Source organism: Bradyrhizobium sp. DN3, from assembly GCF_041357655.1.
Taxonomy (GTDB): domain Bacteria; phylum Pseudomonadota; class Alphaproteobacteria; order Rhizobiales; family Xanthobacteraceae; genus Bradyrhizobium.
On sequence record NZ_JAULLN010000006.1, the window covers coordinates 140,539 to 158,301 of the forward strand.

A 17,763-nucleotide genomic window follows, 5' to 3' on the forward strand; every position below is an offset into this window, starting at 1 on the left:
TTCGCAGGCCGCGGCCCGTCGCTCAGGCGGCGGCCGTCGCCGCGACAGTCTCGAGTTGATTCCTGATCCAGCGATGGGCCGGATCCTTCTGGTAGCGCTGGTGCCAGACCATAAACATCGGCAGCTCGGCCAGTGTCTGTGTGCGCGAGGCCAGCGGAATTCGCACGTGGGCGAAGCCCAGCATGACGCCAGGCGCCAGCAGGCTCGGCATGCTCGCAAGCATTTGCGAGCCGCGCAGGAACGATGGCACGCCGGAGAAGCTCGGCACGGAGATGGCGATATCGCGGTGGAAGCCATTGGCTGCCAGGCGACGGTCGAAGTCGAGCCGCTCGTTGTCGGTGTAGACGACCGTGATGTGGCGCGCGGCGAGATAGGCGCCACGGCCGCTTGGCGCGGCACGCGCTTTGGCGTCGTAATAGCAGACGTAATGATCTCTCAGCAGCCGCTTCTGCACGATGTCGACGCCGGCGGGCGGCAACGGCGTGATCAGCAGATCGCAGCGGTTTTCGCGCAGCATCGCAGGCGACGGCGACTGCGAGGGGATCACGCGCAGGTTCAAGCTCTTCACTTGCGCGGCGACATGATCGAAGAACCGTGGCAGCAGCAGGTCGCGCTGGAAGTCATTGGCGGCGATCGTTAGCGATAGCTGGGCCTGCGCCGGCGCGAAAGCGACGCCGCCGGCGAAGCTGCGCATCTCGTCGATCAGCGCGCGCGCCTTCGCCGCGAGGGCCTGGGCGTGCGCCGTGGCGACGATGCCGCGGCCGGATTTGGCGAACAGCGGATCGCCCGCGATCCGCCGCAGCTTGTTCAGGGCGTGGCTGACGGCGGATTGCGTCAGGCCGAGCCGCGTGGCGGCCGCCGTCACCGAGCCTTCCTCCAGCACGGCCAGGAACAGCTCGAGGGCGTGGCCATCGAGGGCCAAATGATCGATTTCTTTCATGCAATATATTATAATCGATCTATTTATCTGTGGAATAGACCGGCTCATGATCTCCCGATAAGCCGCGCCCCCGGACCCCGGGGCGCCAAGGGAGAGACAACGCCGATGAATGCCCAGGCTCCATTCGCAGCCTTGCAGGATCCCCGCCTCAACCGTCCCGAGCCGTTCACGCCCCGCGATGGCGGCTTCTTCCAGCGCGACCGTTCGATCCATCCGCCGGCGCACGCACCCGGCTACAAGTCCTCGGTGCTGCGTTCGCCGCGCCAGGCATTGCTGTCGCTGGAGAACTCGGTCTCGGAGATCACGGGGCCGGTGTTCGGCCATAACGATCTCGGGCCGCTCGACAATGATTTGATCCGCAACTACGCCAAGGACGGCGATCCCGTCGGCGAACGCATCATCGTCCACGGCCGTGTGCTGGATGAGACCGGCCGCGGCGTGCCGAACACGCTGGTCGAGTTCTGGCAGGCCAATGCCGGAGGCCGCTACCGGCACAAGAAGGACACCTATCTGGCGCCGATCGATCCCAATTTCGGCGGCTGCGGCCGCGCGCTGACCGATGACACCGGCTACTACTATTTCCGCACCGTGAAGCCCGGGCCCTATCCCTGGCGCAACTACGTCAACAGCTGGCGCCCCGCCCACATCCACTTCTCGGTGTTCGGCTCCGGTTTTGCGCAGCGGCTGATCACGCAGATGTATTTCGAGGGTGATCCCTTGATCCCGGTCTGCCCGATCCTGACGACGATCCCGGACAAGGACGCGCTCGACCGCCTCGTGGCGCCGCTCGATCTCAACGCCTCCACGCCCTTCGACTCGCTCGCCTACCGCTTCGACATCGTGCTGCGCGGCCAGCGCTCCACTTATTTCGAAAATCGCTCCGAAGGAAACTGAGCAATGCCGCAGCCGCTCAACTACCTCAAGGAAACGGCCTCGCAAACCGCCGGTCCCTACGTTCATATCGGTCTGATCCCGGCAATGGCCGGCTTCGACATCTTCGAGAAGAACTTTTCGAATGTCCTGGTGACGCCGAACACCAAGGGCGAACGTATCACGCTGGAAGGCAGGGTCCTCGATGGTACCGGCACGCCGCTGCGCGACGTGCTGCTGGAGATCTGGCAGGCCAATGCCGCCGGCCGCTACAACCACTCGGCCGACCGCTCGGCGGGTGCGCTGGAGCAGGAGTTTCGTGGTTGGGGCCGCGCCGGCTCCGACTTCGACAGCGGCCTCGTCAGCTTCGAAACGATCAAGCCCGGTGCCATCATCGACAAGGCGGGCCGCAAATGCGCGCCGCATGTCAATGTCTGGATCGTCGCGCGCGGCATCAACATCGGCTTGAACACGCGGCTCTATTTCTCGGATGAAGAGGCCGCCAATGCCGCCGACCCCGTACTCAACCTGATCGAGCCGCCGGTGCGCCGCAGGACGCTGGTTGCCACGCGCAGCGAACGCGCCGGCAAGATCGTGTATTCCTTCACGATCAATTTGCAGGGGCCGGAGGAGACGGTGTTCTTCGACGTGTGACGGGCGGCGGCCGTCCCGGGATCATTCCACCCGGTCGCCCCGATTGATCGATCCGCGCGTGAGGAATTGCGGTGGCTGCCGCAGCTCGCGCGGCCGGTCGGCGGGATCGCGCCCCACTTTTGGCTTCAGCTCTGCCAAATCAATGAATACGTCCGTCTGTCGGCGCAGGTCGTCCGCGATCATGGGCGGCTGAGTGGAGAGCGTGGAGACCACAGTCACGCGGACACCGCGGCGCTGCAGGGCTTCCACCAGCGAACGAAAATCCCCGTCGCCCGAGAACAAGACGATCTGATCGACGTGCTCGGCGAGCTCCATCGCTCTTACGGCGAGGTCGACATCCATGCTGCCCTTCACCTTGCGGCGGCCGGTGGTGGCGTCGACGTACTCCTTGGTGAGCTTGGTGACGACGGTGTATCCGTTATAGTCGAGCCAATCGATCAACGGGCGGATTGACGAAAACTCCTGATCCTCAATGACGGTCGTGTAGTAAAAGGCGCGCAACAGTGCACCTCGGCTTTGAAATTCGCCGAGCAACCGCCTGAAATCGATGTCGAAGCCGAGCGCCTTGGAGGTGGCGTAGAGATTGGAGCCATCGATAAAGAGTGCGATCTTCTCGAGAGAAGACATTGTGCACAAATCTCCAGTTCCGCAAAAAAGCCGGAAAACACTGAAGGCGCCGATGGCTTGCTGAAAAAGGCGGCGCAGACGACCAGACAGGGGTGGCCGTCTTGCGCCAAGGTCAGGGAGGTTCCATGCCACCAGCGCCAGGGCGCCGAATGCAGCCACGCTAAAGCGCGCGCATGCCCCACTCAATTGTACTGAGGTAAAGGGCCTATATACGAAGGTAAGTGGCTGCGAAGACGCCGGATTGAGCAGGTCGGCTCAAACCACGGCCTGCGACCAAAGTCTATCATGCGAAGCGCGTTGATCGGGAACCAAAGCGCTGGCGAATGCTTCCTCCAACATATCCTCGTTGCGAGGTGTGTCATGAGCAGGTTGCAAGAGCGCGAAACTGTCCCTGACGTCTACAATCTGTTTCTCGCCGCTGTACTCTTCATATCCCCGTGGCTGTTCAAGCTGACGATCAGCCAGGGCAAGATCGACCTCTGGGTAACGAGCGCGATCATCGGCATCCTGTCGCTGGCTGCCATCATCGCCTATCGGGATTGGGAGGAGTGGCTCAACGTTCTGATGGGCATTTGGCTCATCGTGTCGCCCTGGTTGCTTGGCTTCCCGCACACACGCGCGATGCACCTCAGCATCGGCTTCGGTATCGTCATTGTGCTTCTGGCGCTGCTCGATCTCTTCCTCCATTACGACAAGAGGCATCCCGAGGAAGAGCCGATCCATGGCAGGCAGGAAAGCGCGCGCGAGTAGAATGCGACGCCTGGAAGTTTGGCATCCGGGGCCTCAGCTTTCGCTGCCATGGAGCTGCGCGCGGAAGGCGCGCGGCGACAGCCCGGTGGCAGCGGCATAAACCCGGCTGAAATAGGCGGGATCCTCGAAGCCGAGCGCGTACGCAATCGTCGAGACCGGCAGGTTGGTGTAGACGAGGTTGCGCCTCGCCTCGCGGATCAGCCGGTTGAGGATCAGATGCGAGGCGGTGTCGCCGGTCGCCGCCCGCGTGATCCGGTTGAGATGCGTCGGCGTCACCGACAGCGCATTGGCATAGTCGGCGACGCTCCAGCGCTCCAGATGATGCTGCTCCAGCAGCGCCTCGAAGCGGCGGAACAATCCGCTTTCCGCTGAACCGTTGCCGCCGCTCTCGCTCGTGAGCGCGCGCGCCACGAGCCCGATCATGGCCGACGACAATGCGCGCAGCACATGCGCGCGACCGAAATCGCGGGCGGCGTGTTCGGCGAAGATCTGCTTCATGGTGGCGCGGATCTGAGGCGTGCCGCGCACCACGCCCGATTGCGACAGGGCTCCGCGCAGACCTTCGGCCGCGAGCAGCGCCTCGTCCAGGATCTCCGCGGCGATGGTCAGCACCCATCCTTGGGTATCGGGCACGAAGCGGAAGCCGTGGACGTGTCCGACCGGAACGTTGACGATCTGCATCGGCCTCAAGGGTACCACGCGTCCGTCCAGCGTTGCCTCGCCGCCACCGCGCTCGATCAGGAGCACCTGGTGCAACCGGGCGTGGCGGTGCACGGCCAGTGTCCAGTCGTGCAGCACCGAGCGGGAGGCGATGGTCTCGCAATGCACGACGTCGGGCAGGTCACCGGACTCGCCAAAGAGATTGTAAACCCGGATCGCCGGGGCAGGGGCTGTGCTTCTCATGTTCGAATAGTACAAGACAAAGACGAAACCCTCCATCGGTTTGCGGCTTTGAATCTGCAAAATAGCGCCGACGGGAGGACGCAAAAATGAAAGTTCAGGTCTGTATCATCGGCGGCGGGCCATCCGGGCTGCTGTTGTCCCAGCTGCTGCATCTGAAGGGCATCGATACCGTCGTGCTGGAGAAATACAGCCGCGACCACGTGCTGGCCCGGATCCGCGCCGGCGTGCTCGAGCACGGTTTTGCAAAACTGATGCGCGAGGCGCAGTGCGGCGAGCGAATGGACCGCGAGGGCGAGATCCACCGGGGATTCGAGATCGCCCATGACGGCATGCTCTCCCAGATTGACCTGCACAAGCATTCCGGCGGCAATTCGGTGCTGGTCTACGGCCAGACCGAGCTGACGCGCGACCTCTACGAAGCGCGCGACCGGCTCGGCGGCAAGGTCGTGCACAATGCCGAGGACGTGACGCCGCACGATCTGACGTCGGACCGTCCCTACGTGACCTATCGTTCGAATGGCGAGACCGTTCGTATCGATTGCGACTACATCGTCGGCGCCGACGGCTTTCACGGCGTCAGCCGCAAGTCGATCCCGAAAGACGTGCTGCGCGAATATGAGAAGGTTTATCCGTTCGGCTGGTTAGGGGTGCTGTCGCGCACGAAACCGGTGGCGCCCGAACTGATCTATGTGAAGCACGAGCGCGGCTTCGCGCTCTGTTCGCTGCGCTCGCAGGTGTTGAGCCGCTACTACATCCAGGTGCCCTTGACCGACAAGGTGGAGGACTGGAGCGACGATGCGTTCTGGGCCGAGCTGAAGCGGCGCCTGCCGGCTGAGGTCGCCGGCCGCCTGATCACGGGTCCGTCGATCGAAAAGAGTATCGCGCCCTTGCGCAGTTTCGTGGCCGAACCGATGAGCTATGGCCGCCTGTTCCTCGCCGGAGACGCCGCCCACATCGTGCCGCCGACCGGCGCGCGCGGACTGAACAGCGCCGCCTCCGACATCTACTACCTCTACCACGCCATGCTCGCGCACTATCAGCACGGCGACGATTCCGGCCTCAAGGGCTATTCCGCCAAGGCGCTCGCGCGAATCTGGAAGGCGCAACGCTTCTCCTGGTGGATGACGATGCTGCTGCACCGCTTCCCCGACCGGCTCGAATATGAGGATCGGCTTCAGCAGACGGAGCTGGACTATCTGCTCTCGTCGGAGACCGCGCAGCGCCTGCTCGCGGAGAATTATGTGGGGCTGCCGTTTTAGACGCCCTCTTCTCACCCTCCCCCTCCAGGGACCCTCCAGGGGAGGGTGAACAACTGCTACTTCCCTTCCAGCGTATTGACCGGCGTCCAATCCGGCGGCGGGGTATTTGCGATAAGAGTTCTGGCGCGCTCCGCGAACATTGACGACGGCAGATCGATCTTCGCTACGCCATCGAACGCATCAGCCGCCTTGCGAAACTCGCGCGCCCGCCAGCATGCCAGCCCTTCGGCATACGCCGCGGCTACCTTTGTTTGCTCGGCGCTCTCTGCGCCCCTCTCCGCCAGCGGCTCGAACACCCTGATCGCTTCGCCGCGTCCCATCACCCTGATCGCATCGAGCTCGCGCCAGGCGAAGGTGTCGCCGGTCTGCGCCATCGTGGTTTCGGAGACCATGATCGCGGTGCCGTAATATTTGTTGGCGCCCTCGAGCCGCGAGGCCACGTTCACGGTGTCACTCATCACGGTGTAATTGAAGCGGCGGCGCGAGCCGATATTGCCGACCACGGCTTCGCCGCTGTTGAGGCCGATACGGTGCGAGAGGCCGTGGCCGGCGAAGGCGGGATTGTCGGAATTGAGCTCCGCCAGCTTCTGGTGGCACTCCAGCGCGGCATGGACGGCATTGCGCGCATGTGCGGGATCGTCGGCCGGAGCGCCGAACATGGCGACGATGGAATCGCCGATATATTTGTCGACATAGCCGCCATGGCCCTCGATGATGTCGGTCATGGCGGACAGATACTCGTTCATCAAGGTCACAAGCTCGCCAGGTGTCATCGTCTCCGCGATCGAGGAGAAGCCGCTGAGGTCGGAGAAGAACATGGTGACATTGCGCATCTCGCCGCCGAGCGCCGGCATCTTGCCGGACGCAACCATGGTGTTGATCACTTCAGGGGCGAGATAGAGGGCAAAGCTCTTGCGCAGGAAGCGCTCGTCGCGATCGGCCAGCACGAAACGGTAGCCGATCATCATCGCGAGCGCCGCAAGGCTTGCGAGCGCAGGCTCGGTCAGCGGCAGTGCCAATGCGTGAACGAACGCACCGACGGCCACGGCGGCGTAAACGGCGGTGAGGCCGAGCCAGGCAATCAGCGCGCCGCTCGGCGCAAGCATGCAGGCGGCGCAAGCGATGACGAGGGCGAACGCGATCGTGAGAATGCTCCGCACGGGAAAGCCGAGCTCGGTGACGGCATCGCGTTCGATCAGGTTGCGAACGACGGTGGCGTGCACGAAGACGCCGGCGACATCGCTGCGCGGGCGTTGCGCGCCACGCTCCGGCGCGGGCAGGGCGCATCGCGCGGCCGGCGTGCCGTCATATCCGCCAGACAGGCGCATCGAGGTGAGCTTACGGTCCTCGAAATTCAGGACCGTGCCAAGCAGCACGACCTTGCCGTCGAAGGCGCGGCGAAAGAAATCGCGATCGCCCTTCTCGACGCAGGCGCGCAGGTCGGCGAAGGAGAAGGTCGGGACGTCGCGTCCCAGCCCGCGAAAGTTGAGCGTCATTGTATTCGGCATCGCGCTCGGGATCGCATAGCCGGACAATTCGGTCGCGCCGGAGGGCGCAATCTCGGGCTTTGCGCCAAGCGCACGCGCAGCGAGCTCGACCGCCATCGCGGGCACCGACCTGCCTTCGATGGCAAAGCTCAACGGCATTCGGCGGATCACGTCGTCGGGATCGGTGTAGACATTGAGCGCGCGGATGGTGTTGCGCACGGCCACTTGCTGTGCGCGATAGGGCACTTCCGGATGATCGATGCTCAGGATTTCGCCGAGCACCAGTTTGCCGCTGTCGGAGATTTGCCGCAGGGCGATCAGGTAATCCCGGTCAAATCCCTTCATGCGGCTGCCGACCGCCATGTCGCCGAAAGGAATCTCCGACTGCTCGATCGAGCTCGGAAAGATCACGTCGAAGCCGATAACCTTGGCGCCGCCCTCGGTGATGCTGCCGAGCACCCGGCCGATTTCGCGCGTCCAGGTCTGGGTCGGCGATCCCTTGAAGGGTGGTGTGTCGTAGGTCTCTCCATCGATCGCCACCACGACGACAGGCGACGTCGCAGGTTCGCGGCGCTCGCCGACCAGCTTGCCGCGGATCGCCGTGAGGATGTCGAGCGAGAGACCTTGCAGCATCTGGAGCGGCGGGGACGTGACGATCGCGCCCGCGAGGAGCGCAATCAGGATCGCCGCAACGATGTCCCGCCTGCCGATCCGCCGCATCGTGTTGTCGAGGCCGTCTATTCGAGCCGCAACAGGCGGCCGATCACCGGGGTGGGCGACGCGGTGGCGCTGGCGTCGACCTGGAAGGCGTAACGCTTGGCGCCGAGAATGGCGAGATAGCTGCCGCCCGGGGTCAGTGACTTTCCGGCCTTGGCAAAGTCATAGAACTTGCCGCGGATCATGACGTCGTTCTTGAGCGGCACGCTGATCGTGGGCTCCTTGCCGTCGGTGCGCTCGATCACCAGCGTGCTGCCGCTCTTGGCCTGGACCAGCGGCGCAACGCCATAGATCGTCGGCAGCTTGGACGGAGCGCCCTTGGCATCGGACCGCATGGTCCGGAACGTGGTCGCGGCACTCTGGTTCGCCTCCCGTTCGGAGAGCTGCGCCGCCTTGGTATCACATGGCACCTTAGCGCGCTGCACGTCGCCGAGCTGCACGGTGCTCTGTTCAGTGCCGACCAGGACGACGCCTTCGCTGATCGTCTCGCGCAAGCAGGATTTGAGATAGCTGAGCGTAATGCTGGTCTTGGGCCCGAGCTTGATGATTTTGCCCGGCGCCACATAATCCATGAACTCGACGCCGTCGATCTTGCCTTGCACATCCTCGACGATTGCGGCCGGGGTCTCCGCCAGGGCGGGGCCCGCAACACAGAACGCGCCGACAAGGGCGCCGATCAGGCTTCTCATGCGTATTCTCATTCAGTTCGACCGATGCTTTGCCGGTCCCCGTCCCGGTCCGATGCTTAGCAGCGGCGCGCCCAGGCAAGTGTGACCAGAATCACTCTCTGATATTGGTGCACCTTATCAGGAACAGGTTCAAATCGGCGATCGGGTATCAAGCCGACCCGCGGCGATCTCGACCACCTCGTCCCAGCGCGACAGGAAGGCCTCGACGCAGGCCGGATCGAACTGCCGACCCTTGTTCTCGACCAGGTAATTGCGCGCCACCTCGAGCGGCATCGGCTCCTTATAGGGCCGACGGGTCGTCAGGGCGTCGAAGACATCGGCGACCGCGACCACGCGCGCGGCGACCGGAATCGCGTCCGCCCTGAGGCCGTTCGGATAGCCCGCGCCGTCCCAGCGCTCGTGATGGCCTGCGGCAATTTGTGCTCCGAGCCGGATCAGCTCGCAGCTGGAATCCGCCAGGATCCGCTCGCCGATCGTTGCATGCGTCCTGATCACCGCCATCTCCTCCTCGGTGAGCTTGCCGGGCTTGAGCAGGATATTGTCGGGAATGGCGACTTTGCCGACGTCGTGCAGGGGCGCGGCCAGATAAATGTCGCGGCAGAGCCGGGCCGGCAGGTCGAGCTGTTCGGCGATGATGCGGCTATAGCGGGCGACTCTCAGGGTGTGCTCGCCGGTGTCGTTGTCGCGGTATTCGACCGCGAGCGCGAGCCGCAGGATGATCTCCTCCTCGCGCTCGCCGAGCTTTCGTGTTGCTGCCGCGACGTCGCTGGCCAGATGCGCGGCACGATCGCTGAGCTTGCGCACGGCTGCACCAAGCTGAATCAAGTTGCGCAGACGTACCGTCATCTCGACGCTTTGCGGCTGCTTGGGCAGGAAATCGGTCGCACCGGCCTGCAGCGCTTCCATCTTGAGGTCATCGGTCTGTCGCGAGGTGATCATCCCGATCGGGATGTCGGCGCAGCCGGGCAGGGTGCGGAAGACACGGATGAAGCTGATGCCGTCCATATGCGGCATCTCGTAGTCGACCAGTGCGAGATCGAAGACGCGTTCTTGCGCGCAGGCGAGCGCTTCGACGGGATCGAGGAAGGTGGTGGCCTCGACCAGACCTTCAGCCTCGATATGACGTTTCAGGAAGTTGAGGACGGAACGGCTGTCATCAACCAGAAGCGCTTGGGTCAGCATCGGCGGCCGGAGCTCTCTTCGCTGGCGGAGGCACGAACCCAAGGCATAACCCGATCAACTTTAACGCGAGGCAAATGCACCGGTTGAGCCAAATTGTCGCGATATGCGCACGTCGCATGAGATTTTTGAACGCTATGCACGATTGCATGCACTGCGCGAACCGTGACGGAATGTGACCCGTAGTTGTACGGACCGCCGCGTTAGGGGTTTGCTCACCTGATTCTCGTTAAACGTGTAGTGCAAATTTTAGCAAAGGCGGGGGCCAGCGATGTCGCTCAATCCCACGGAGCCGAAGTGGTCGTTGCGGTTGCCCGCCGACTGCAGCATTGCGGCCATTCGCGGCGTCTATGACCTCATCCGCGAGGCCTTCGGCCGGCAGGACCGGCTCGAAATCGACTGCTCCAGCGTCGACAAAGCCGACGTGACATCGATCCAGCTCCTGCTGTCGACCGCCAAGACAGGCGCGGCCCAGGGGCGTCCGGTGGTCCTGACCTCGTTTTCCCAGTCTCTGCGCAACACCCTCCGCCGCGCCGGCTTTGCCAGCGAGGCGATGATCGATCAGCATTTTCCGCAAAAGAAAGATGGCGCCTAATGGCCACGATTCTGACGGTCGACGATTCCCCCAGCATTCGCCAGATGATCAAGGTCGTGCTCGAGCCGGCCGGTCACAGCGTGATCGAGGCCGGCGACGGTGCCCAAGGCCTCGCCAAGGCGCAGGCCGGCAAGCTCGACCTCGTGATCACCGACCTCAATATGCCCGTCATGAACGGGCTGGAGCTGATCCGGGCGCTGCGCAAGCTGCCGGGCGCGGTCGGCATGCCCATCGTCTTCCTGACCACCGAATCCAACGATGCGGTCAAGCAGGAAGCGAAGAGTGCCGGCGCCACCGGCTGGATCACCAAGCCGTTCAAGCCCGAGCAGTTGCTCGCCGTCGTCTCCAAACTGGTGCGCTCATGACCGCGATGGACCCGACCGAGGTTTTTCGTCAGGAAGCCAGCGAGCTCTTCGAAGTTCTCGAAGGGGCCTTGCTCGATCTCGGCCAGCGTCCCGATGACCGCGAGCTGGTCGATTCCGCCTTTCGCGCCCTGCACACGATCAAGGGCTCGGGCGCCATGTTCGGCTTCGACAAGGTCGCCTCCTTCACCCATGAATTCGAGACCGCGTTCGACCGCGTCCGCAAGGGCGAGATCATGCCGACGCAGGAGCTGATCTCGGTCGCGCTCGCCGCCAAGGACTATATCCGCGCGCTGATCGAGGATCCCCAGTCGACCGACGACATCATAGGCGAGGCCATTCTCGACGACCTCAGACGCTTTGTCTCGTCCGATCAGCCTGCTGCGCCTGTCGCCGAGATCGCCGAAGCGCCGCCGCTGGCCCCCGGCGAGCGCAAGCAGGCAGGCTGGCACCTTTATCTGGAATTCGAATCGCATATCCTGCGCAACGGCTCGAACCCGCTCGATCTGCTGGAGGATCTCTGCAAGCTCGGCCCCTGCTTCGTCGTCCCGATCACGGACGGCATCCCGTTCCTCGACGAGATGGAGCCGGAAGACTGCTATCTGAAGTGGGACGTCAAGCTGCATGCGGCCTGCGACAAGGACGCGATCGACGACGTCTTCATGTTCGTGCAAGATGAGATGAAGCTCACGCTCTCGCCGCTGGAGCACGTTGAGGCGCCCGCCCCGGTACCGCTGTTCCAGCTGCTCGACGAGGAGCCCGCGGCCCCGGTGGCCGAGATGCCTGCGCCGGCGGTTGAGGTTGCTGCCGCACCGGTCGTCGAGCAGCCTGTTGCAAAGGCGGAGCCGAAATCTGAATCCAAGCCGGAAGCGAAGGCCGAGGCCAAGCGCGACGATCGCGGCATCGCCACCGTCCGCGTCCAGGCCGAGCGCCTCGACGAGCTGATGGATCGGGTCGGCGAGCTTGTCATCGCCCAGGCGCGGCTGACCCAGCTCGCCGCTGCCGGCTCCGACCTCTCGATCAAGATGATCGCCGAGGAGATCGAGCGCCTTGCGTCCTCCTTGCGCGACACCACGATGGGCGCGCGCATGGTGCCGATCGGCTCGCTGTTCGGCCGCTTCCGCCGCCTCGTGCACGATCTGTCGCGCGACCTGTCGAAGCCGGTCGAATTCGTCACCTCGGGCGAGGACACCGAGCTCGACAAGACCATGATCGAGTGCCTCGCCGATCCTCTGGTGCACCTGATCCGCAACGCTATCGACCATGGCATCGAGGACACTGCGACCCGTACTGCCGCCGGCAAGACCGAGCAAGGCCGCATCGAGCTTGCCGCCGTCCATTCCGGCGCGCAGGTGCTCGTCACCGTCAAGGACAATGGCGGCGGCCTCAACACCGCGCGCATCCGCGCCAAGGCGGAAGAGCAGGGCCTGATTGCAGCTGGGGCTGCGCTCTCCGACCACGAGATCCACCAGTTCCTGTTCCATCCCGGCTTCTCCACCGCGCAGACCATCTCGGCACTGTCCGGCCGCGGCGTCGGCATGGACGTGGTCAAGCGCACCATCGAGAACATGCGCGGCTCGATCGACCTGTCGACCAGGCCGGGCCAGGGCACCACCGTGACGCTGCGTCTGCCGCTCACGCTCGCGATCATCGAGGGCCTCCTGATCCGCGTCGGCGAAGGCCGCTACATCATCCCGCTGTCGGCGGTGGAGGAATGCGTCGAGCTGACGGCCGAGGACGAGCGCTCGCGCGGCCGCAGCTTCCTCAACGTGCGCGGCAACCTCGTCCCCTTCCTGCGCCTGCGCGAGCTCATGGCCGCATCCGGTGCACCGGACCGGCATCAGAAGACGATCATCATCTCGACCGGCGAAACCCGCGTCGGACTCGTCGCTGACCAGATCATCGGTAACCATCAGACCGTGATCAAGTCGCTGTCCAAGCTGCACTCCGACGTCACGATCTTCTCCGGCGCGACCATCCTCGGTGACGGCACGGCGGCGCTGATCCTCGACGTCGCCCAACTCGTCGCGCTGGCGCAGTCCAGGATCGAAAAGCAGCACCTCAGCGAGGCAGCATAATGAGCGGAGAGACGTTGCAGGGCGGTGACGCCGGCGCAGATGCCATGCAGGTCGTGATGATCGGCCTCGGCGAAGAGAAGTTCGCGCTGGACGCGGGCCTCGTGCGCGAGATTATCGATCCCATTCCGGCAACAAAAGTCGCCGGCGCGAGAGCCTTCGTGGGCAGCGTGATCAACGTTCGCGGGAACGTCATCCCGCTTGCGGATCTGCGGATCCGCTTCGGGATGCCCCTGGTTGAGAATTCGGCCGACACGAGAATCGTCGTCATCGAGATCGAGATCGACAACGAGCCCGTGCTGGTCGGTGTGACCGCAGACAAGGTCTACGAAGTAACCGACATCTCCCAGGCGCACGTGCAGCAGACGCCGCGCGTTGGAATGCACTGGAAGCCGGAGTTCATCCGTTTCATCACCAAGTGGCGTGAAGAGTTCGTTATCGTTCCGAACATGGAACGCATTCTGAATTGATCGGGTCTCCAGTCGAGGCTCTAATCGTAGGGGCTCTATTTTATGAGATTTACAGTCAAAGCAAAACTCGCCTGCGCATTCGGCGTCGTCATTGTGCTTTCCATGATCGCCGGTGGCGTCGCCTACGTGAAGCTCAGCGAACTGATCGGAGCGAGCGACGCGCTGGTCTCTGCGGCGGGGCGCATCCAGAAAGCGGCGGATCTGCAAAAGGAAATCTTGGTGCAGATTCGTGCCGAAAAGAACGCGATCCTGGCATCATCCGACGCGGAGACGGACCGCATCGCGGGCGAGATCGGCAATCTTCGGGGCACATTTACAAGGAAGAGAGACGAGCTCTACGCGATCGCTACCGAGAACGGAAAAAAGCTGATTGACAAGCTTTCTGCAGCTCAGGTCAAGATGATGGCCGCTCAGGATGAGGGGCTCAAGCTGGCCAAGATTGATCGGGCGAAAGCGGCGGCGCATTCTTCCACGGAGGTGCGTAAGGCTGGAGGCGAGGCGCTTGCGGCTGGCGACGAGTACATCGCGTATGTAAACAAGCAGGTGGCTGATCGATCCGAACAGGCTCACGAAGACGGAGCTCGCGCCCAGACGATCTTGCTCGGCATCATCATTATATCGCTCATAGTCGCCGTTGGTGCGGCAATGTGGATCGCGCTTGGAATTAGCCGCGCCCTCGGCCGGGCCGTAGGCCTCGCCGCCGCGGTTTCCAATGGCGACCTCACCCAGACCATCAACATGTCCAGCAATGACGAGATTGGTGATCTGGTAAAATCTCTGAACGCGATGGTTGAAAGGCTCCGGCAGATCGTGTCGGAAGCTCTGACCGCTGCGAATAATGTCTCGGCCGGCAGCCAGGAGCTCTCGGCGAGTGCCGAGCAGCTCTCGCAGGGTGCGACCGAGCAGGCCTCCTCGGCGGAAGAAGCCTCCTCCTCGATGGAGGAGATGGCCTCCAACGTGAAGCAGAACGCCGACAACGCCAGCCAGACCGAGAAGATCGCAGCGCAGTCGGCCAAGGATGCCGAAGCCAGCGGCGCCGCCGTCGGTCGTGCCGTCGAGGCGATGCAGACGATTGCCGAGAAGATCACCATCGTCCAGGAGATCGCGCGGCAGACCGATCTTCTCGCCCTCAACGCCGCGGTTGAGGCCGCCCGCGCCGGCGAGCACGGCAAGGGCTTTGCGGTGGTCGCCTCCGAGGTGCGCAAGCTCGCCGAGCGCAGCCAGGCGGCCGCTGCAGAGATTGGCACGCTCTCGAGCGAGACCGTGAAGGTCGCTCAGGAGGCGGGAAGCATGCTCTCCAATCTCGTCCCTGACATCAAGAAGACGGCGGAGCTGGTGCAGGAAATCACGGCCGCCTGCCGCGAACAGGACGTCGGCTCCTCCCAAATCAACCAGGCGATCCAGCAACTGGACAAGGTCGGCCAGCAGAACGCCAGCGCGTCCGAGCAGGTGTCCTCGACCTCGGAAGAGCTCGCTTCGCAGGCCGAGCAGCTGCAGTCGACCATCTCGTTCTTCCGGATCGAGAACGACAAGCGCAAGGAGAACGCGGCGGCTGCGCCGATCGACCACGCTGTCACCCAGCTCCGTGCCAAGGCCGCGCAGATGACGGTCGCCGATCGCGGCAAGAAGAAGCCTGCGCCTGCGCGCCAGCCGGCACGTGCGTTGAAAGTCGCCAGCGGCGGCGGCTTCGCCTTCGACATGGACGATGGCGAGGACGATCGCGACGCCGAGTTTCGACGCTGATCAACCGGTCCGGCCGCGCGCCGGACCACATCTATCGCAACCCATCGACCCCTGGACTGCATCATGGCCGCAACCTCGCAATATCTGACGCTCGGGCTCGCCGGCGAGACGTTCGGCATCAGCATCCGCAACGTCCGCGAAATTCTCGACATGCGGCCGATCTCGCGGCTTCCGCATGCGCCGGATTTCCTGCTCGGCATGATCGACGTGCGCGGTAGCGGCTATCCGATCGTCGATCTCCGGACCAAGCTCGGCCTGCCGAGCGTCGCTGCCACTGAAGCAACCCGGATCATCATCCTCGATGTGCCGATGAAAGATCGCCTGGTCGGCGTCGGCTTCGTTGCCGACTGCGTGTTCGAGGTCACCGATATCGACGAGCAGGCGATCGAGCCCATCCCCGAAGTCGGCGGCAAATGGCAATCCGACTATGCCGCGGGAATCGGCCGTAAGGGCGAAAAGTTCGTCGTCATCTTCGATCTCGCCAAGCTGATGGCGCATGACGAGATCCCGGAGGGGCGTGATGCCGATGCATCTCGCGCCGCATGAATTGCGAAGCGTAAAGCGTTGCCGAATAGCAATCCCAATTTGAACCAATGAGATCGAACATGAGATTCACCGTCAAAGCTAAGCTTGCCAGCGCCTTCGGCGTCGTCATCCTTCTGTTCATTGTGGCAGGCGCTGTGAGCTACACGAAATTGGCCGACATGGCCGCGACTGCAGATTCCATGGTGCTTCGCGCCAAGCGGATGGAGAAAGCATCCGAAGTCGAAAGGATCATTTGGCAGCAGGTCAGGGCGGAAAAGAACGCAATTCTGGGAACACCAAGCGAAGTCGATGAATTCGCCGCGAACGCGGCCAAGCTCCGCGAGGAGGCGACGAAGATCAAGGACGAGGTCTATGCGCTCGCCAGTGAAGGCGGCAGGAAGCTGCTCGACAATTTTGCGAGTGTCTACGCCAGGATGAACGTCTACCAGGAAGAGACGATCAGGCTGGCAAAGACGGACAAGACCAAGGCAACGGAGCGCTCGATGGGTGACGGGCGCAAGGTGGTCGCGGACGCGACGGAGGCGATGGGAGCCTATGTCGCGAACACGAAGAGGCAGATGGCCGAGCAGGCCGTGCAGTCCAATGAAGACAGCCGCCGCGCCCAGTTGATCCTCATCGTCCTCGTCGTCGTCTCGCTCATCGTTGCGGCGATCAGCGCAGTCTGGATTTCGATCAATATCAGCCGGTCCCTCGCCAAGGCCGTCGGGCTGGCGGATGCTGTGGCGATCGGTGATCTCAGCCAGAAGATCGATGCTTCCAGCAACGACGAGATCGGCGATCTCGTGAAATCCCTGAACGCGATGACGGTCAACCTCAACCAGACCGCGGCCGTCGCCAATGAGATCTCGCAAGGCAATCTGATGGTCGAAGCCAAGCCGCTGTCGGACAAGGACACGCTCGGTCTCGCGCTCCAACGCATGGTGGAGAAGCTCCGGCAGATCGTATCGGAGGCGCTCACCGCGGCGCAGAACGTTTCGGCCGGCAGCCAGGAACTGTCCGCCAGCGCCGAACAGCTCTCGCAGGGCGCAACCGAGCAGGCCTCGTCCGCCGAGGAAGCCTCCTCCTCGATGGAGGAGATGGCCTCCAACGTGAAGCAGAACGCCGACAACGCCAACCAGACCGAGAAGATCGCGGCGCAGTCCGCTAAGGACGCGGAGGCCAGCGGCGCCGCGGTCGGCCGCGCCGTCAACGCGATGCAGACCATCGCCGAGAAGATCACGATCGTGCAGGAGATCGCGCGCCAGACCGACCTGCTCGCGCTCAACGCGGCGGTCGAGGCCGCCCGCGCCGGCGAGCACGGCAAGGGCTTTGCGGTGGTGGCGTCCGAAGTGCGCAAGCTCGCCGAGCGCAGCCAGGCCGCCGCTGCCGAGATCGGCACCCTCTCGGCCGACACCGTCAAGGTGGCGCAGGAGGCCGGCGCCATGCTCTCCAAGCTCGTTCCGGACATCAAGAGGACAGCCGAGCTCGTCGAGGAGATCACCGCGGCCTGCCGCGAGCAGGACGTCGGCTCGGCGCAGATCAACCAGGCGATCCAGCAGCTCGACAAGGTTGGCCAGCAGAACGCCAGCGCCTCCGAGCAGGTGTCCTCGACCTCCGAGGAACTCGCCTCGCAGGCCGAACAGCTGCAGTCCACGATCGCCTATTTCCGCATCGAGCACGGCGGAAAGAGCCCGGCGGCGGCGCCGATCGATCGGGCGGTCAATCAGTTGCGGGCCAAGGCGGCGACAATGGCGGCCACTGAGCGTCCGGCCAAGAAGCCGCAAGGCAAGCCGGTGCGCGCCCTGAAGGCTGCCAATGGCGGCGGCTTCGCCTTCGACATGAACGACGGCGGGGACGACCGGGACGCCGATTTCCAACGCTAGGCCCGCGAGGGCTTCTGCGGGCCGGCTCGCTCGAT

The 17,763-nt window shown here is 63.7% G+C and carries 17 protein-coding genes; 11 read left to right on the top strand and 6 right to left on the bottom strand.

The genetic code is table 11. The annotated features are described in order from the left end of the window. Positions 1-22: 22 nt before the first annotated feature. A complete protein-coding gene (locus AAE027_RS11485; RefSeq protein ID WP_370988123.1) occupies positions 23-940 on the bottom strand; it encodes a LysR family transcriptional regulator in 918 nt (305 codons plus the stop codon). A gap of 105 nt (positions 941-1,045) precedes the next feature. Here AAE027_RS11485 and pcaH point away from each other — a divergent pair, with 105 nt between their 5' ends. Both pcaH and pcaG read left to right on the top strand, forming a co-directional pair. Next, positions 1,046-1,834, top strand: a complete 789-nt coding sequence (pcaH, locus tag AAE027_RS11490; protein WP_128938215.1) for a protocatechuate 3,4-dioxygenase subunit beta — start codon at positions 1,046-1,048, stop codon at positions 1,832-1,834. 3 nt (positions 1,835-1,837) lie between these two features. Further along, the gene (gene pcaG / locus AAE027_RS11495; RefSeq protein WP_370988124.1) at positions 1,838-2,464 is read left to right on the top strand and encodes a protocatechuate 3,4-dioxygenase subunit alpha; all 627 of its coding nucleotides are present in this window, start codon (positions 1,838-1,840) and stop codon (positions 2,462-2,464) included. 21 nt (positions 2,465-2,485) lie between these two features. On the opposite strand, the gene AAE027_RS11500 is transcribed toward pcaG, so the two are convergent. Beyond that, entirely contained in the window at positions 2,486-3,091 is a 606-nt protein-coding gene (locus tag AAE027_RS11500; RefSeq protein WP_370988250.1) for a LabA-like NYN domain-containing protein, read from the bottom strand. Between the two features lie 360 nt (positions 3,092-3,451). On the opposite strand from AAE027_RS11500, the gene AAE027_RS11505 reads away from it, so the two are divergent. Next, positions 3,452-3,841 carry an SPW repeat protein gene (locus AAE027_RS11505; protein WP_091884380.1) on the top strand — a complete coding sequence of 130 codons (390 nt, stop codon included), beginning with the start codon at positions 3,452-3,454 and terminating at the stop codon, positions 3,839-3,841. A 33-nt stretch (positions 3,842-3,874) separates the two neighbouring features. On the opposite strand, the gene AAE027_RS11510 is transcribed toward AAE027_RS11505, so the two are convergent. Beyond that, on the bottom strand, positions 3,875-4,780 hold the full coding sequence (locus AAE027_RS11510) for a helix-turn-helix domain-containing protein (protein WP_370988125.1): 906 nt from the start codon (positions 4,778-4,780) through the stop codon (positions 3,875-3,877). A gap of 50 nt (positions 4,781-4,830) precedes the next feature. On the opposite strand from AAE027_RS11510, the gene pobA reads away from it, so the two are divergent. Next, the gene (gene pobA, locus AAE027_RS11515) at positions 4,831-6,003 is read left to right on the top strand and encodes a 4-hydroxybenzoate 3-monooxygenase (RefSeq protein ID WP_370988126.1); all 1,173 of its coding nucleotides are present in this window, start codon (positions 4,831-4,833) and stop codon (positions 6,001-6,003) included. 56 nt (positions 6,004-6,059) lie between these two features. On the opposite strand, the gene AAE027_RS11520 is transcribed toward pobA, so the two are convergent. The 3 genes from AAE027_RS11520 to AAE027_RS11530 all read right to left on the bottom strand — a co-directional run bounded on the left by AAE027_RS11520 (position 6,060) and on the right by AAE027_RS11530 (position 10,078). Then, on the bottom strand, positions 6,060-8,210 hold the full coding sequence (locus AAE027_RS11520; protein WP_370988127.1) for a CHASE2 domain-containing protein: 2,151 nt from the start codon (positions 8,208-8,210) through the stop codon (positions 6,060-6,062). Between the two features lie 17 nt (positions 8,211-8,227). After that, positions 8,228-8,896 carry a hypothetical protein gene (locus tag AAE027_RS11525; RefSeq protein WP_370988128.1) on the bottom strand — a complete coding sequence of 223 codons (669 nt, stop codon included), beginning with the start codon at positions 8,894-8,896 and terminating at the stop codon, positions 8,228-8,230. A gap of 129 nt (positions 8,897-9,025) precedes the next feature. Continuing rightward, positions 9,026-10,078, bottom strand: coding sequence for an HD domain-containing phosphohydrolase (locus AAE027_RS11530; protein ID WP_370988129.1), 1,053 nt, complete (start codon positions 10,076-10,078; stop codon positions 9,026-9,028). Between the two features lie 268 nt (positions 10,079-10,346). On the opposite strand from AAE027_RS11530, the gene AAE027_RS11535 reads away from it, so the two are divergent. From AAE027_RS11535 to AAE027_RS11565, 7 genes are all read left to right on the top strand, one after another. Beyond that, entirely contained in the window at positions 10,347-10,670 is a 324-nt protein-coding gene (locus AAE027_RS11535) for an STAS domain-containing protein (protein WP_370988130.1), read from the top strand. Then, positions 10,670-11,035 carry a response regulator gene (locus AAE027_RS11540; protein ID WP_370988131.1) on the top strand — a complete coding sequence of 122 codons (366 nt, stop codon included), beginning with the start codon at positions 10,670-10,672 and terminating at the stop codon, positions 11,033-11,035. Before AAE027_RS11535 ends, AAE027_RS11540 begins: the two co-directional genes overlap by 1 nt. Beyond that, positions 11,032-13,110, top strand: coding sequence for a chemotaxis protein CheA (locus tag AAE027_RS11545; RefSeq protein WP_370988132.1), 2,079 nt, complete (start codon positions 11,032-11,034; stop codon positions 13,108-13,110). Before AAE027_RS11540 ends, AAE027_RS11545 begins: the two co-directional genes overlap by 4 nt. Further along, entirely contained in the window at positions 13,110-13,577 is a 468-nt protein-coding gene (locus AAE027_RS11550) for a chemotaxis protein CheW (RefSeq protein WP_370988133.1), read from the top strand. The genes AAE027_RS11545 and AAE027_RS11550 overlap by 1 nt, the downstream gene beginning before the upstream one ends. Before the next feature lie 42 nt (positions 13,578-13,619). Then, on the top strand, positions 13,620-15,320 hold the full coding sequence (locus AAE027_RS11555) for a methyl-accepting chemotaxis protein (protein ID WP_370988134.1): 1,701 nt from the start codon (positions 13,620-13,622) through the stop codon (positions 15,318-15,320). Between the two features lie 63 nt (positions 15,321-15,383). Beyond that, positions 15,384-15,866: a chemotaxis protein CheW gene (locus tag AAE027_RS11560; protein ID WP_128938196.1), complete on the top strand. Its 483-nt coding sequence runs from the start codon at positions 15,384-15,386 to the stop codon at positions 15,864-15,866. A gap of 59 nt (positions 15,867-15,925) precedes the next feature. Continuing rightward, complete coding sequence (locus AAE027_RS11565) at positions 15,926-17,728, top strand: methyl-accepting chemotaxis protein (RefSeq protein ID WP_370988135.1); 1,803 nt, start codon at positions 15,926-15,928, stop codon at positions 17,726-17,728. Positions 17,729-17,763 lie beyond the last annotated feature (35 nt).

What these genes read in the sequence shown, in the direction of transcription:
- AAE027_RS11550 (WP_370988133.1), top strand. Translation starts at nt 13,110, where the DNA reads ATGAGCGGAGAGACGTTGCAGGGCGGTGACGCCGGCGCAGATGCCATG.
- AAE027_RS11535 (WP_370988130.1), top strand. Translation starts at nt 10,347, where the DNA reads ATGTCGCTCAATCCCACGGAGCCGAAGTGGTCGTTGCGGTTGCCCGCC.
- pcaG (WP_370988124.1), top strand. Translation starts at nt 1,838, where the DNA reads ATGCCGCAGCCGCTCAACTACCTCAAGGAAACGGCCTCGCAAACCGCC.
- AAE027_RS11520 (WP_370988127.1), bottom strand. Translation starts at nt 8,210, where the DNA reads ATGCGGCGGATCGGCAGGCGGGACATCGTTGCGGCGATCCTGATTGCG.
- AAE027_RS11505 (WP_091884380.1), top strand. Translation starts at nt 3,452, where the DNA reads ATGAGCAGGTTGCAAGAGCGCGAAACTGTCCCTGACGTCTACAATCTG.
- pcaH (WP_128938215.1), top strand. Translation starts at nt 1,046, where the DNA reads ATGAATGCCCAGGCTCCATTCGCAGCCTTGCAGGATCCCCGCCTCAAC.
- AAE027_RS11555 (WP_370988134.1), top strand. Translation starts at nt 13,620, where the DNA reads ATGAGATTTACAGTCAAAGCAAAACTCGCCTGCGCATTCGGCGTCGTC.
- AAE027_RS11560 (WP_128938196.1), top strand. Translation starts at nt 15,384, where the DNA reads ATGGCCGCAACCTCGCAATATCTGACGCTCGGGCTCGCCGGCGAGACG.
- AAE027_RS11565 (WP_370988135.1), top strand. Translation starts at nt 15,926, where the DNA reads ATGAGATTCACCGTCAAAGCTAAGCTTGCCAGCGCCTTCGGCGTCGTC.
- AAE027_RS11530 (WP_370988129.1), bottom strand. Translation starts at nt 10,078, where the DNA reads ATGCTGACCCAAGCGCTTCTGGTTGATGACAGCCGTTCCGTCCTCAAC.
- AAE027_RS11485 (WP_370988123.1), bottom strand. Translation starts at nt 940, where the DNA reads ATGAAAGAAATCGATCATTTGGCCCTCGATGGCCACGCCCTCGAGCTG.
- AAE027_RS11500 (WP_370988250.1), bottom strand. Translation starts at nt 3,091, where the DNA reads ATGTCTTCTCTCGAGAAGATCGCACTCTTTATCGATGGCTCCAATCTC.
- AAE027_RS11545 (WP_370988132.1), top strand. Translation starts at nt 11,032, where the DNA reads ATGACCGCGATGGACCCGACCGAGGTTTTTCGTCAGGAAGCCAGCGAG.
- pobA (WP_370988126.1), top strand. Translation starts at nt 4,831, where the DNA reads ATGAAAGTTCAGGTCTGTATCATCGGCGGCGGGCCATCCGGGCTGCTG.
- AAE027_RS11510 (WP_370988125.1), bottom strand. Translation starts at nt 4,780, where the DNA reads ATGGAGGGTTTCGTCTTTGTCTTGTACTATTCGAACATGAGAAGCACA.
- AAE027_RS11540 (WP_370988131.1), top strand. Translation starts at nt 10,670, where the DNA reads ATGGCCACGATTCTGACGGTCGACGATTCCCCCAGCATTCGCCAGATG.
- AAE027_RS11525 (WP_370988128.1), bottom strand. Translation starts at nt 8,896, where the DNA reads ATGAGAAGCCTGATCGGCGCCCTTGTCGGCGCGTTCTGTGTTGCGGGC.